Origin of the sequence: Burkholderia aenigmatica, assembly GCF_048627025.1 — a bacterium.
GTDB classification, from domain to species: Bacteria; Pseudomonadota; Gammaproteobacteria; order Burkholderiales; family Burkholderiaceae; genus Burkholderia; species Burkholderia aenigmatica.
In genome coordinates this window covers 952,073-966,053 of record NZ_CP184469.1, presented here as the reverse complement: position 1 = coordinate 966,053, position 13,981 = coordinate 952,073, and the positions used below count along the sequence as shown (strand labels likewise).

The 13,981-nt window shown below is 68.4% G+C and carries 10 protein-coding genes and 1 pseudogene; 9 read left to right on the top strand and 2 right to left on the bottom strand.

Annotated elements, in window-relative coordinates:
• The first annotated feature begins 112 nt into the window (after window positions 1–112).
• The 5 genes and pseudogenes from ACN8ZM_RS21445 (at window position 113) to ACN8ZM_RS21425 (ending at window position 5,400) form a co-directional block, all read left to right on the top strand.
• Window positions 113–784: a lysoplasmalogenase gene (locus ACN8ZM_RS21445; protein ID WP_420212303.1), complete on the top strand. Its 672-nt coding sequence runs from the start codon at window positions 113–115 to the stop codon at window positions 782–784.
• Between the two features lie 246 nt (window positions 785–1,030).
• Window positions 1,031–2,620: a flavin-containing monooxygenase gene (locus ACN8ZM_RS21440; RefSeq protein WP_420212302.1), complete on the top strand. Its 1,590-nt coding sequence runs from the start codon at window positions 1,031–1,033 to the stop codon at window positions 2,618–2,620.
• Between the two features lie 21 nt (window positions 2,621–2,641).
• A complete protein-coding gene (locus ACN8ZM_RS21435; RefSeq protein WP_420212301.1) occupies window positions 2,642–3,577 on the top strand; it encodes an SDR family NAD(P)-dependent oxidoreductase in 936 nt (311 codons plus the stop codon).
• Window positions 3,574–4,479: a metal-dependent hydrolase gene (locus tag ACN8ZM_RS21430; RefSeq protein WP_420212300.1), complete on the top strand. Its 906-nt coding sequence runs from the start codon at window positions 3,574–3,576 to the stop codon at window positions 4,477–4,479. The genes ACN8ZM_RS21435 and ACN8ZM_RS21430 overlap by 4 nt, the downstream gene beginning before the upstream one ends.
• A 4-nt stretch (window positions 4,480–4,483) precedes the next feature.
• Window positions 4,484–5,400, top strand: a pseudogene (locus tag ACN8ZM_RS21425) (alpha/beta fold hydrolase).
• Here the strand turns inward: ACN8ZM_RS21425 and ACN8ZM_RS21420 are convergent.
• Window positions 5,355–5,915, bottom strand: a complete 561-nt coding sequence (locus ACN8ZM_RS21420) for a putative glycolipid-binding domain-containing protein (protein WP_420212299.1) — start codon at window positions 5,913–5,915, stop codon at window positions 5,355–5,357. The pseudogene ACN8ZM_RS21425 and the gene ACN8ZM_RS21420 overlap by 46 nt on opposite strands.
• A gap of 256 nt (window positions 5,916–6,171) precedes the next feature.
• Between ACN8ZM_RS21420 and ACN8ZM_RS21415 the strand changes: the two genes are divergently transcribed.
• The 4 genes from ACN8ZM_RS21415 (at window position 6,172) to ACN8ZM_RS21400 (ending at window position 13,088) form a co-directional block, all read left to right on the top strand.
• Window positions 6,172–7,065 carry an urea transporter gene (locus ACN8ZM_RS21415; RefSeq protein ID WP_420212298.1) on the top strand — a complete coding sequence of 298 codons (894 nt, stop codon included), beginning with the start codon at window positions 6,172–6,174 and terminating at the stop codon, window positions 7,063–7,065.
• Window positions 7,040–7,816, top strand: coding sequence for a class II aldolase/adducin family protein (locus tag ACN8ZM_RS21410; protein ID WP_043177273.1), 777 nt, complete (start codon window positions 7,040–7,042; stop codon window positions 7,814–7,816). The genes ACN8ZM_RS21415 and ACN8ZM_RS21410 overlap by 26 nt, the downstream gene beginning before the upstream one ends.
• Before the next feature lie 50 nt (window positions 7,817–7,866).
• A complete protein-coding gene (locus ACN8ZM_RS21405) occupies window positions 7,867–8,055 on the top strand; it encodes a 4-oxalocrotonate tautomerase (RefSeq protein ID WP_039344138.1) in 189 nt (62 codons plus the stop codon).
• A gap of 191 nt (window positions 8,056–8,246) precedes the next feature.
• On the top strand, window positions 8,247–13,088 hold the full coding sequence (locus tag ACN8ZM_RS21400) for an NAD-glutamate dehydrogenase (protein ID WP_420212297.1): 4,842 nt from the start codon (window positions 8,247–8,249) through the stop codon (window positions 13,086–13,088).
• Between the two features lie 31 nt (window positions 13,089–13,119).
• Here the strand turns inward: ACN8ZM_RS21400 and ACN8ZM_RS21395 are convergent, their stop codons facing one another.
• Window positions 13,120–13,980 (bottom strand): class I SAM-dependent methyltransferase, encoded by an 861-nt coding sequence (locus ACN8ZM_RS21395; RefSeq protein WP_420212296.1) that lies wholly within the window; start codon window positions 13,978–13,980, stop codon window positions 13,120–13,122.
• Window position 13,981 lies beyond the last annotated feature (1 nt).

Sequence of the window (13,981 nt, the reverse complement as noted above, 5' to 3'; positions counted from 1 at the left end):
CTAGAAGGATTCGCCGGTTTTCCCATCCCCTTTCTTCCGGATAATGGCCGACAGCCGCGCCCTCGACCGCGCACCGTCCACCGCAGACAACAACAAACCGGAGACACCCGCCTTGATCGCCACGCTTCCCGCCACCTACCGCCGGCTCTGGCCGCTCGCCGTCGTCGCCGCGCTGCTGTACGGGCTGTCGCTCGCCGCCGCGCCCTATCCCGGCCAGGCCGCCGCGAAAGCGGCGATGGGCATTCTGCTGCTCGCGGCGGGCAGCACCTGCGCCGCACCGCGCGAACGCGCGTGGCTGTGCGCGGCGCTCGTGACGGCCGTGCTCGGCGACGTGCTGCTCGCGCTACCCGACTGGCCGCTGTCGTTCGTCCTCGGCCTCGGCGCGTTCCTGCTCACACACCTGTTCTATTGCGCGATCTTCTTCCGCTGGCGCGCGCGGCCGCACGGCTGGCGCATCGTCGCGCTCGTCGGGCTGTGGATCGCCGCGCCGGCGTTCTACGCAGCGTTCTTCCCGCATCTCGGCGAGCTGGTCGCACCGGTCGCCGTCTACATGCTCGTGCTGTGCACGATGGCCAGCTTCGCGCTCGCGGCCCGCACGCGCGGCCCGTTGGTCGCGCTCGGCAGCCTGATCTTCGTCGGCTCCGATACGCTGATCGGCGTCGGCCGCTTCCTCGGCGGCTTTCCGGGCATCGACTACCTGATCTGGGGCCTCTACGCGCTCGCGCAGGTCACGATCGTGGCCGGGGTTTTCCATGAGACGGCCGCCCGAACGATCCGTCCCTGATACTGTTTCAAACAGACCGCCGCGCGCCGGCGGTCTCGTCCGCCCCCTCTCTCGCCCGACCGACGGCCCTTTCCCCGCATCCCGCGATGCGGAAAGCGCCCTGTTCCAAACCCCGCGCAGCCTTTTCCCGTCTGGCTTCCGGCCCTTAGAGCGCCGCTTCTAGCCTCTTGCGGTTTCCAGGTTCACCCACTATCGTTACATCGAACAATGTAACATTCAAAAATGAGCCAAATCGGAGACACCCGGATGAATGCTCGCACGTTGCCTTTCGGTCCGCCCGGCCACGACGGCCTGGACGAAACCATCGACATCGCCATCATCGGCACCGGCTTCGCCGGCCTCGGGATGGCGATCCGCCTGCGTCAAACAGGCGTGACCGACTTCGTCGTCCTCGAGAAGGCCGCGTCGGTCGGCGGCACGTGGCGCGACAATCATTACCCCGGGTGTGCATGCGACGTGCAATCGCACGTCTATTCGTTCTCGTTCGCGCCGAACCCGCGCTGGACGCGCATGTTCGCGCCGCAGCCGGAAATCCGCGCGTATCTGGAAGACTGCGTACAGCGCTTCGGCGTCGGCCCGCACCTGCGCCTGAACCACGAATTGCAGCGCGCCGAGTACGACGACGCCGCGCAACGCTGGCGCCTCACGTTCGCGAACGGCAAGCGGCTGTCCGCGCGCGTGCTGGTGTCGGGGATGGGCGGCCTGTCGCGGGCCGCACTGCCGTCGATTCCCGGCGTCGAGAATTTCCAGGGCCGCGCGTTCCACTCGCAGCACTGGGATCACGACTATGCCCTCGAAGGCAAGCGCGTCGCGGTGATCGGCACCGGCGCGAGCGCGATCCAGTTCGTGCCGCAGATCGCGCCGCGCGTGAAGGAACTCGCGCTGTTCCAGCGCACGCCGCCGTGGATCATGCCGAAGCCCGACCGCAACCTGACCGGGCTCGAGAAGTGGCTGTTCCGCACGCTGCCGTTCACGCAGAAGGCCGTGCGCAGCAGCATCTACTGGATGCTCGAATCGCGCGTGCTCGGCTTCGCGATCCATCCGTCGCTGATGAAGAACGTGCAGAAGCTCGCGCTGCGCCACATCCGCAAGCAGATTCCCGATCCGGAGCTGCGCAAGACCGTCACGCCGAACTACACGCTCGGCTGCAAGCGCGTGCTGATCTCGAACGACTACTACCCGGCGCTGTCGCGCAAGAACGTCGACGTGATCACGACCGGCATCGACCACATCGAAGCCGACGCGGTCGTGACGACCGACGGCCGCCGCCATGAAGTCGACTGCCTGATCTACGGCACCGGCTTCCAGGTGGCCGATCCGTTTCCGCGCGGCGCGATCCTCGGCCGCGGCGGGCTCGACATCGTCGACGCCTGGCGCGACGGCGCGCACGCGTATCTCGGCTCGACGCTGCCCGGCTATCCGAACTTCTTCATGATCGTCGGCCCGAACACGGGCCTCGGCCACAACTCGATGGTGTTCATGATCGAGTCGCAGATCGAGTACATCCTCGGCGCGCTGCAGGCGATGCGCCGCGAACGCGCGGATGCGATCGAAGTGCGCCCGCTCGTCGAAGCGCAATTCAACAGCGACCTGCAGGGCAAGCTGAAAAAGGCGATCTGGTCGACGGGCGGCTGCAAGAGCTGGTACCTCGATCCGCGCACCGGCAAGAACACGACGCTGTGGCCGGGCTTCACGTGGCGCTTCCGCCAGGCGACCGCGCACTTCTCGATCGCCGACTACCACGCGTATCGCGCGCCGCAACACGACACGACCGCGCGGCCCGTCGCCGCGCCCGCCGCTTCCGCTTCGACTACCACGTCCGCCGAAGCGGCCTGAGCCAGACAAGGAGCAACCGACATGAGAGATTTCGCCAACAAGGTCGCCGCGATCACGGGTGCCGGCTCGGGCATGGGCCGCTCGCTCGCGATCCAGCTCGCGCAGGCCGGCTGCCACGTATCGCTCGCCGACAAGAACGGCGTGGGCCTCGCCGAAACCGAGCGGATCGTCCGCGCGATCGCGCCGAACGTGCGCGTGTCGACGCGCGTGCTCGACGTCGGCGACCGCGACGCGATGTTCGCGTGGGCCGACGACACCGCGAAGGAACACGGCAAGGTCAACCTGATCTTCAACAACGCGGGCGTCGCGCTGTCGAGCACGATCGAAGGGATGGAATACAGCGATCTCGAGTGGATCGTGAACATCAACTTCTGGGGCGTCGTGCACGGCACAAAGGCATTCCTGCCGCACCTGAAGGCGACCGGTGACGGCCACGTGATCAACACGTCGAGCCTGTTCGGCATCTTCGCGCAACCGGGCATGAGCGGCTACAACGCGACCAAGTTCGCGGTGCGCGGCTTCACCGAATCGCTGCGCCAGGAACTCGACATGATGAAGTGCGGCGTGTCGGCGACCTGCGTGCATCCGGGCGGTATCCGCACGAACATCGCGCAGGCCAGCCGCGTCTCGAAGAACATGGTCGGCTTCATGGTCGCGAGCGAGCAACAAGGCCGGGACACGTTCGAGAAGTTCTTCATCACGACCGCCGACGACGCCGCGCGCACGATACTCGCCGGTGTCCGCCGGAACAAGCGCCGGGTGCTGATCGGCCGCGATGCGAAGGCCGGTGACTGGATGGCGCGCGTCCTGCCGTGTACGTACCAGGCGCTCGTCGTGCTCGCGACGCGCCGCGAGGCCGCGCGGGCCCGCCGCGACGCCGCGCGCGGCACGCCGGCGCCCGCCCCGATGCACGCCACCTACACCAACGCAAGCAATCAGGGAGGAGAACAATCATGACCACCCCGCACATGATGCCCGTGCGACGCGACATCCGTTTCGCGCTGCCCCCCGAACGCGCGCGCGACTGGCACGTCCAGGGCGTGCCGGTCACGCACTTCATGAACGCGATGTCGCTGCTGTTTCCGGCCGGCGAGCGCTTCTTCATGGATTCGGTGCGCAACTACCGCGACCGCATCGACGACCCCGACCTGAAGAAGCAGGTGGCCGGCTTCATCGGCCAGGAGGCGATGCACACGCGCGAGCACGTCGAGTACAACGACCTGCTGCAGGCGTCGGGGCTGCCCGCGCACAAGCTGGACAAGCGCCTGTGGGCGATCCTCGGCTGGCTCAAGAAGGTGCTGCCGCATTCGATTCAGCTCGCGATCACGATCGCACTCGAGCACTACACGGCGATGTTCGCGAACCAGTTGTTGTCGGACCATGAGCGCTGGATCGACGGCTCCGTCGAAGGCTACCAGCAGATGTGGATGTGGCACGCGATGGAAGAGACCGAGCACAAGGCTGTCTCGTACGACGTGTGGAACACCGTGATGAAACCCGGCCTCGGCAGTTATCTGCTGCGCACCAGCGCCATGCTGGGGACGTCCCTCTTGTTCTGGGCGACCATTTTCGACTTCCACATCCGCCTGATGTCCGCACATCGGCGCCGTCACGGCAAATTCGGGGGCATGTGGAATCTCGTGAAGTACCTGTACAGCCCGAAGGACGGCGTGTTCCGGCGAATCGCGCGCGAATGGTTCGACTACTTCCGCCCCGGCTTCCACCCGTGGGACCACGACAACCACCAGTACCTGCAGGGGCTCGACACGCTGCTCGAGAACATCGACGCGACCAACGCGCGCTACGCCGCGCAAGCCGCCCCGCGCCGCGTGCCGCTGCACCCGGTTCCGCAGGCATGACGTCATGGCGCGCGCCCACGAGATGCTGACCGTCCAGTCCGGCGACGTGAAACTCGCCGTCTACGTAAGCGGGTCGCGTCGCGCGCCGCCGCTGATCCTCGTGCACGGCTACCCCGATTCGGCGGCCGTGTGGGCGCCGATCGGCGCGCGGCTCGCGAAGCGCTACCGCGTGATCGCGTACGACGTGCGGGGCGCCGGCGCCTCCGATGCACCGCGCCGCCGCGCCGACTACACGCTCGCACGGCTCGCCGGCGACCTGAAGGCGGTGGCCGACGCGACCTGCGGCGGCCGGCCGTTCCATCTCGTCGGCCACGACTGGGGGTCGATCCAGTGCTGGGAGGCCGTGACCGACCCCGCGTTCCGCGGCCGGATCGCATCGTACACGTCGATCTCGGGCCCGTGCCTCGATCACGTGTTCCGCGCGAAGATGCGGCTCAAACAGAGCCTGAGTCGTGGTACATCGCGTTCTTCCACTTGCCGCTGGTGCCGTCGCTGGTGTGGCGGCTCGGCGGCGCGGCATGGTGGCCGCGCTGGCTGCAGCTCACCGAACGCGTGCGCGCCGAGCGCGATCCCGTGCAACTGAAGAACGCGCTGAACGGCCTGCAGCTGTACCGCGCGAACTTCATCGCACGGGCCCGCAAGCCGCGCGAACGGTATGCACAGGCGCCCGTGCAGATCCTGGTGCCGGTGCGCGACCGCTATGTGACGCCCGAGATGTCGGTCGATCTCGACCGCTGGCTCGGCGACCACGTGCGCGAGGAAATCGACGGCACGCACTGGATCGTATTGCGCCACCCGGACATGATCGCGTCGCGGATCGACCGCTTCGCGTCCGCGCACGAGCGGCCGGCGCTCGCCCCGGCCGCGGCCCGGGTTCAGCGCACCGCCGGGGCCGGCAGGCGTCTGAACAGCGTCTCGTAACCGATGACGAGCCCGTCGTCGTCGACGTCCATCTCGGCGGTGAAATCGCGGAAGATCCCTTCGTAGCGGTAGCGCCGGCCCGGCTCGAGGCACGCGTAGGCCTGCTTGACCGGCGTAACCTTCAGGTCCGGCGTCGAGATGTACGCGACGTCGATCGGCCGCCGCTCGCCGCGCGCGAGCCCGAGGCGGCCGATCGGCAGCGAATTCGTGAACGGCGTCGCCGCGATGTCGATGTCGATGCAGCCGTCCAGCTCCGGCAGTACGCGGCCCGAGCCGTCGTGCCAGTGGCCGGCGCCGTCGCCGCGCAATGCGAGCGTGCCGCCGCCCATCACCTTGAGCACCGCATAGGTCACGCGCCAGTGCGCGTCGCACTCGACGCGATACGCGAGCCCGTACGCACGGCCATACCGCTGGCCGACCACCGCGCTTTCGACGACGATCCCGCCGCCGCTCCGGTCGAACGTCAGATGTTCGACCCCGTCGCCTTCGAGCGACGCCCACCGCACTTCGCGCATTCTTCCGTCTCCCGGTATGCCCGATGCGAGGCATCGTCGCACAGATCGCTCGACGAAAATGCCGGCCACCGCCGGCATTCGGGTCCCAAACGGGCACCCTCGCCGGGGGTGCCAACGGCGCGGCGTTCGGGCGCGAATCGACCGCTGCCTTCACCATTTCGGGGCATCGACCACAAATCCTGACTATCCAGAATTCCCTATTCCGGTGCATGGCATTGTGTCCTATGCTCGCGGCTCGTCCTGTTCCGCCGCCATCATGCCTACCGCCCGCCCCGTCCCGCCGTCGATCGACCTGCGTATCTTGCTGCGCGGCATCGGGCAGATCGTGCTGCAGGCGAACGCGCTCACCGGCGCGCTGCTGCTCGCCGCGCTGGCGCTGACCGACCTGCGGCTCGCGAGCGCGGCGCTGGTCGGTTCGGCCGCCGCCAGCATGACGGCCGTGCTGACAGGCGCCGAACGCCGCGACGTCGAACAGGGGCTGCACGGCTTCAACGGCGCGCTCGCCGCGCTGATCGCCGTGCTGTTCGCGCCCCATCAACTCGCCGCCGTCGCGCTGGTGCCGCTGGTCTCGATCGGCGCGGCGCTCGTGCAACGCGCGATGCGCTTGCCGCTCGCACGCTGGCGCCAGTGTCCGTATTCGAGCCCGTGCCTCATCGTCACCGCGCTCTGGCTGCCGTTTGTCGCGCTGCAACATGCCAGCGGCGCGACGGCCGGCCCGGTGCTGACGTTGACTGCCGCCGCCGACGCCCTTCTGTCAGGCGTCGCGCAAACCACTTTCGCGCAAGGCGCGTGGGCCGGCGCGCTGATCGTCGCCGGCCTCGCCGTCGCGTCGCGCCGAGCGGCCGCGTTCGCGCTCGGCGGCGCGCTGGTGTCGACCGTGCTGCTGGTTGCGCTCGGTGCCAGCGGCGCGTCGTTCGCCGACGGCCTGCTCGGCTTCAACGGTGCGCTCGCCGCGCTCGCGCTGATGCCGCGCGGCCCGCGCGCGGCGCTCGCGGCCGCCGCGCTGGCCGCGCTGATCCAGTGGCTCGCGACGCGCGCCGGCATTCCCGCGTTCACGGCCCCGTTCGCGCTCGCGTCGTGGGTCACGGTGATCGTCGCGCGCCGCTTCACCCTCGGAGAACCCGATGTCGTCATTCGCACACCGTCCTGATGCCGTGAAACCCGGCGGCCCGATCTCGGACGCCGAACGCCAGATGCGCGTCGACCTCGCCGCCGCGTACCGGCTCGTCGCGCTGAACGGCTGGGACGACCTGATCTACACGCACCTTTCCGCGACCGTCCCCGGCGAGCCCGGCCACTTCCTGATCAACCCGTTCGGCCTCACGTTCGACGAAGTCCGCGCCTCGAATCTCGTGAAGATCGACCTGGCCGGCAACCGGATCGGCGACAGCGAGCACGCGGTCAACGTGACGGGCTTCGCGCTGCACGCGGCCGTGCACGCCGCGCGCGCCGACGCCGTGTGCGTGATGCACCTGCACAATACGGCCGGCATCGCCGTGTCGATCCAGCGCGACGGGCTGCTGCCCGCGTCGCAGCACGCGCTGCGGTTTCATGGCGACCTCGCGTACCACGACTACGAGGCGCTCGCGTTCTCGCCAGCCGAAGGCGCGCGGCTGACCGCGAGCCTCGGCGCGAAATCCGCGATGCTGCTGCGCAACCATGGCACGCTGACGGTCGGGCGCACCGTGGCCGAAGCCTATGTGCTGATGGATACGCTGATCAAGGCGTGCGACATCCAGGTGCGCGCGCAGGCCGGCGGCGGGCCGCTCGTGCTGCCCGACCCGGCCATCGCCGACCGAACCGCCGAACAGCTGCGCGACGGCGGCGCGATCGAAGGCGAACTGGAATGGCCGGCGCTGCTGCGCCGGCTCGACCGGATCGATCCGACGTATCGCGACTGACGCCGCCGATTCCCAACCCAACATTCACCCCAACCATCGGAGCATCCGTCATGCCGACTTTCAATATCCAGCTCTTCGAAGGCCGCACCGTCGACCAGAAGCGCGCATTCGTCGAAGCGATCACGCGCGTCACGTGCGAGACGCTCGGCTGCGAGCCGGGCTCGGTCGACATCATCCTCACCGACGTGAAGAAAGAGAACTGGGCGACGGCCGGCAAGCTGTGGAGCGACGAGCGCTGAGCGTCAAAGGCGGCGTCGCTTCGGCGCTGCCTGCCCTGCACTGATCACCCACTGCGGCGCCCACAACGGCGCCGCACGCGGCTTCCTCCGGCCCGCCCTTCGTTGTGCGCCCGCACATCGCTTTGTCACGCAATCGGCGCATAATGCCGGACAGACGCAGCAGCCGATGGCCACCCGACGAGGAGACCGCCATGGAAGCGAAGAACGAGGAAGTCGTCGCACACCTGCTCTCGGACGTCGTCGAATTCGCGCGCGGGCGCCTGCCCGAAGCCACGTTCCGGATCGTCGAACCCTTCCTGCGTCATTACTACGACTTCGTCGATGCCGACGATCTGCAGAGCCGCAGCATCGCCGATCTCTACGGCGCCGCGATGGCGCACTGGCAGACCGCCCAGAAATTCGTGACCGGCAGCGAACGGCTGCGCGTGTACAACCCGATCCTCGAACAGCACGGCTGGCATTCCGACCACACGGTCATCGAGATCGTCAACGACGACATGCCGTTCCTCGTCGATTCGGTGACGATGGCCGTCAACCGCCTCGGGCTCGCGCTGCACTCGGCGCTGCACCCGGTATTCCGCATCTGGCGCGGTCGCGATGGCAGCATCGAGCGCGTCGATGCGGGCGGCGCGACGCCCGGCGACGGCCAGTCGCAGCTCGCGTCGTTCATCCATTTCGAAGTCGACCGCTGCGGCGATGCCGCGCTGCTCAACACGTTGCGCAACGACATCGCGCATGTGCTCGGCGACGTGCGCGCGTCGGTGGAAGACTGGCCGAAGATCGTCGACATCGCGCGCGCGACGATCAAGGAAATGAAGGCGCGCGAATCGACCGCGGAAGACATCGAGGCACGCGCGTTCCTCGAATGGATGGCCGCCGATCACTTCACGTTCCTCGGCCAGCGCGACTACGCGCTGGTATCGGACGGCACCGGCTTCGGGCTGCGCGGCATCGAAGGCACCGGCTTCGGCATCCTGCGCGAATCGCTGCGCACGTCGGGCGCGCCCGACGTCACGCCGCTGCCACCGGCGGCGGCCGACATCATCACCGGCTCCTGGCCGATCTTCCTGACCAAGGCGAATTCGCGCGCGACCGTGCACCGGCCCGGCTATCTCGACTACGTCGGCGTGAAACTCGTCGGCCCCGATGGCAAGGTCACCGGCGAACGCCGCTTCATCGGGCTCTACACGTCGACCGCCTACATGGTGTCGAGCGCCGAGATTCCGATCGTGCGCCGCAAGTGCGCGAACATCGTGCGGCGCGCGGGCTTCTTGCCGAAGGGACATCTCGGCAAGTCGCTCGTGACGGTGCTCGAAACCTATCCGCGCGACGAGCTGTTCCAGGCCGACGAAGACCAGCTCTACGACATCGCGCTCGGCATCCTGCGGCTGCAGGAACACCAGCGCACGCGCCTGTTCGTGCGACGCGACCGCTTCGACCGCTTCGTGTCGTGCCTCGTGTTCGTGCCGCGCGACAAGTACAACACCGACCTGCGCCGGCGCATTGCGAAGCTGCTCGTCGATGCGTACAACGGCGTGAACGTCGAATTCACGCCGCTGCTGTCGGAATCGGCGATCGCGCGCATCCATTTCGTCGTGCATGCGGAACCGGGCACGATGCCCGACGTCGACACGCGCGAGCTCGAAACGCGGCTCGTGCAGGTCACCCGCCGCTGGCAGGACGATCTCGCCGACGCGCTGCTCGACGCATTCGGCGAGGAGCAAGGCAACCGCCTGCTGCAGCGCTATGCCGACTCGTTCCCGGCCGGCTATCGCGACGACTATCCGGCACGCACGGCCGTGCGCGACATCGAGCTGATCGAGCGTGTGAAGGATTCGGGGCAGCTCGCGATGAACCTGTACCGGCCGATCGAGGCCGAGGCGCGCGCGTTCCGCTTCAAGGTCTATCGCGCGGGCGACCCGATCGCGCTGTCGCGCAGCCTGCCGATGCTCGAGCATCTCGGCGTGCGCGTCGACGAGGAGCGGCCGTACCGGATCCAGACCCAGGACGCCGCGCATGCGTGGGTACACGACTTCGGCCTCGAACTCGCCGACGATACCGAATTCGACATCGAGCGCGTGAAGGGCCTGTTCGAAGATGCGTTCGACCAGATCTGGAGCGGCCGGATCGAGAACGACGACTTCAACCGCCTCGTGCTGCGCGCCCACCTGAGCGCACGCGAAGTGACGATCCTGCGCGCGTATGCGAAGTATCTGCGGCAAGTCGGCTCGACCTTCAGCGACGCCTATATCGAACGCGCGCTGACCGGCAATCCGGCGATCGCGCGGCAGCTCGTCGAGCTGTTCCTGCTGCGCTTCGACCCGGCCACCGGCGACACGCGCGACGTGCAGGCCGAACGGATGCTGAAAGAGATCGAAGGCGCGCTCGACCAGGTGCCGAACCTCGACGAGGACCGCATCCTGCGCCAGTTCCTCGGCGTGATCAACGCGACCGAGCGCACCAACTACTTCCTGGCCGACGCGAACGGCAACTCGAAACCGTACCTGTCGTTCAAGTTCAATCCGTCGAAGGTACCGGGCCTGCCCGAACCGAAGCCGATGTTCGAGATCTGGGTGTATTCGCCGCGGGTCGAGGGCGTGCACCTGCGCGGCGGGCGCGTCGCGCGCGGCGGCCTGCGCTGGTCGGATCGCCGCGAGGATTTCCGCACCGAAGTGCTCGGGCTGATGAAGGCGCAGATGGTGAAGAACGTCGTGATCGTGCCGGTCGGCTCGAAAGGTGGCTTCGTCGTGAAGAACCCGCCGCCGCCGAGCGATCGCGAAGCGTGGATGCGCGAAGGCATCGCGTGCTACCAGACCTTCCTGCGCGGCCTGCTCGACCTGACCGACAACCTGGTCAGCAACGCGATCGTGCCGCCGCCCGACGTCGTGCGCCACGATCCGGATGACCCATACCTGGTCGTCGCCGCCGACAAGGGCACGGCCACCTTCTCCGACTACGCGAACGCGATCTCGCACGAATACGGCTTCTGGCTCGACGACGCGTTCGCGTCCGGCGGCTCGGTCGGCTACGACCACAAGAAGATGGCGATCACCGCGCGCGGCGCGTGGGAATCGGTGAAGCGGCACTTCCGCGAGATGGGCATCGATACGCAGACGACCGACTTCACGGTGGTCGGCGTCGGCGACATGTCGGGCGACGTGTTCGGCAACGGGATGCTGCTGTCGCCGCATATCCGGCTGGTCGCCGCGTTCGATCACCGGCACGTATTCCTCGACCCGAACCCCGATCCCGCGACGAGCTTCGCGGAGCGCGCACGCATGTTCGCGCTCGAACGCTCGAGCTGGGCCGACTACGATCCGGCGTCGATCTCGTCGGGCGGCGGCGTCTATCCGCGCACCGCGAAGACGATTCCGCTGTCGCCGGCCGTGCAGGCCGCGCTCGGCATCGACGCGCACGCGCTGCCGCCGGCCGAGCTGATCCGCGCGATCCTGCAGGCGCCGGTCGACCTGCTGTACAACGGCGGCATCGGCACCTACGTGAAGGCCGCGCGCGAAACCCACCTGCAGGTGGGCGACCGCGCGAACGACGCGGTGCGCGTGAACGGCACGGACCTGCGCTGCAAGGTGGTCGGCGAAGGCGGCAACCTCGGCTGCACGCAGTTCGGCCGGATCGAGTTCGCACAGCGCGGCGGCCGCATCAACACGGATGCGATCGACAACTCGGCCGGCGTCGATTGTTCGGATCACGAAGTCAACATCAAGATCCTGCTCGGGCTCGTCGTGTCCGATGGCGAGATGACCGAGAAGCAACGCAATGCGCTGCTCGCGGAGATGACCGACGAAGTCGGGCTGCTCGTGCTGCGCGACAACTACTACCAGACGCAGGCGCTGTCGATCGCCGGCCGCTATGCGGTCGAGATGCTCGACGCCGAGGCGCGCCTGATGCGCTGGCTCGAACGCGCGGGCCGCCTGAACCGCGTGATCGAATTCCTGCCGACCGACGACGAAGTCGCCGAGCGCCAGACCGCGAAGCTCGGCCTCACGTCGCCGGAACGCGCGGTGCTGCTCGCGTACAGCAAGATGTGGCTGTACGACGCGCTGCTCGAATCCGACGTGCCCGAGGATCCGCTGGTGGCCGCGATGCTCGTCGACTACTTCCCGAAGCCGCTGCAGCAGCGCTTCAGCGAACCGATGCGCCGCCATCCGCTGCGCCGCGAGATCCTCGCGACGCACCTGACCAACGCGCTCGTGAACCGCGTCGGCTGCGCGTTCGTGCACCGGCTGATGGAGGAAACCGACGCGAAGCCCGGCGACATCGTGCGGGCGTGCATCATGGCGCGCGACGTGTTCGACCTCGATGCGGTGTGGCGCGACATCGACGCGCTCGACAACCGCGTCGCCGACGACGTGCAGGCGCGCATGTTCGTCGACGTCGCACGATTGCTGGAGCGCGCGGCGCTGTGGTTCCTGCGGCATCTGCAATCCGGCGCGGTGGCCGACGGCGGCGTCGTCGAGCTGATCGCGCGCTGCCGCGACGCGGCGGAGCGGCTTGCGCCGCAGCTGCCGTCGCTGCTGCCGGCCGACGATCTCGAAGCGCTGTCCGAGCGGCAGCGCGTGCTGGTCGAAGCCGGCGTCGACAGCGCGCTGGCGGTGCGCGTCGCGAGCGGCGACATCTCGGCCGCGCTGCTCGACATCGCCGAGGTGGCCGCGGCGAGCAACCGCAGCCTCGAACTCGTCGCGGGCGTCTATTTCTCGCTCGGCACGCTGCTCAATTACAGCTGGATCGGCGAACGCGCGGCGACACTGCCGACGCCGACCCACTGGGACATGCTGGCGCGCGCGGCCGCGCTCGCGGAAGTCGCGCGCCTCAAGCGCACGCTCGCGACGAGCGCGCTCGCGGAATCGCCGGATTCGACCACGCCGGAGACGATCGTCGGCGCGTGGCGCGCGCGCCGCGAAGCCGCGCTCGTGCGCTACGAGCACCTGCTCGCGGACTTGCGCGCGTCCGGCGGCGCGAGCCTCGCGGTGCTGCTCGTGGTCGTGCGGGAAATGGCCGTGCTCGAGCGCGCGTGACGGGCGCGACGAACGCAATGAACGCGACGGCTCAGACCGTCGCGACCAGCAGCTCTTCCGCGTTGTTCGGCGGCCGCAGGCCGTCGGTGCGATCGGCGAAATAGCGGCGCGTCAGTTCGGCGGCCGAGACGTGCGCGGCTTGCGCAAAGCCGGCCTCCCGCGCGAGCGCCTGGATCTGCGCCGGCATGAAGAAGCTGATGAACGGCGTACCGCTTGCGCGTGCGCCCTTCGCGGCCATTTCGAGCCCGGGGCGCACGTCCGGATCCGCATTCTCCAGCGGCAGCAGGAACGTCATCGCGAGCGTCGAGCCCGGTGCGAGCGATGCGACTTCGCGCAACGCAGCCGCGTTCGCTTCGTGCGACAGGTACATGCTGACGCCGGTGGACACCACGACCGCCGGCTTGCCGGCATCGAAACCCGCGCCGACGAGCGCCGCGCGCCACGACTGTTTCGCTTCGAAATCGACCGGCACGAAACGCAGCCAGTCGGGCACGCCGAAACCGAGCTCGACCAGACGGCGCTGCTTCCATGCCTGCGGCGCGGGCGGATCGACTTCGAAGACGGTCACGCGGGACGCCATGTCGGGCCGACGCTGCACGAAGCTGTCGAGGCCCGCGCCGAGGATCACGTACTGGCTCACACCGCGCGCGGCCTGCTCGGTCACCAGATCTTCGATGAAGCGCGCCCGCGCGACGATCGACGCACGGAACGGCCGCGTGAACTGCGGATCCATGTCGCCGCGCTGCTGCCAGCCGGGTTCCGGTGCGAGCATTTGCAGCCCGACCTCGTCGGCGAGCACATGCGGCGGTGCATCGAGTTCGACGTGCAATGCGCGCCACAGCGCGACGCGCGCGGCCGTGCTGTCGGGGGCGCTTTCGCGGGGTTCGGTCATC

What these genes read in the sequence shown, in the direction of transcription:
- ACN8ZM_RS21440 (WP_420212302.1), top strand. Translation starts at nt 1,031, where the DNA reads ATGAATGCTCGCACGTTGCCTTTCGGTCCGCCCGGCCACGACGGCCTG.
- ACN8ZM_RS21435 (WP_420212301.1), top strand. Translation starts at nt 2,642, where the DNA reads ATGAGAGATTTCGCCAACAAGGTCGCCGCGATCACGGGTGCCGGCTCG.
- ACN8ZM_RS21430 (WP_420212300.1), top strand. Translation starts at nt 3,574, where the DNA reads ATGACCACCCCGCACATGATGCCCGTGCGACGCGACATCCGTTTCGCG.
- ACN8ZM_RS21420 (WP_420212299.1), bottom strand. Translation starts at nt 5,915, where the DNA reads ATGCGCGAAGTGCGGTGGGCGTCGCTCGAAGGCGACGGGGTCGAACAT.
- ACN8ZM_RS21415 (WP_420212298.1), top strand. Translation starts at nt 6,172, where the DNA reads ATGCCTACCGCCCGCCCCGTCCCGCCGTCGATCGACCTGCGTATCTTG.
- ACN8ZM_RS21410 (WP_043177273.1), top strand. Translation starts at nt 7,040, where the DNA reads ATGTCGTCATTCGCACACCGTCCTGATGCCGTGAAACCCGGCGGCCCG.
- ACN8ZM_RS21405 (WP_039344138.1), top strand. Translation starts at nt 7,867, where the DNA reads ATGCCGACTTTCAATATCCAGCTCTTCGAAGGCCGCACCGTCGACCAG.
- ACN8ZM_RS21400 (WP_420212297.1), top strand. Translation starts at nt 8,247, where the DNA reads ATGGAAGCGAAGAACGAGGAAGTCGTCGCACACCTGCTCTCGGACGTC.
- ACN8ZM_RS21395 (WP_420212296.1), bottom strand. Translation starts at nt 13,980, where the DNA reads ATGACCGAACCCCGCGAAAGCGCCCCCGACAGCACGGCCGCGCGCGTC.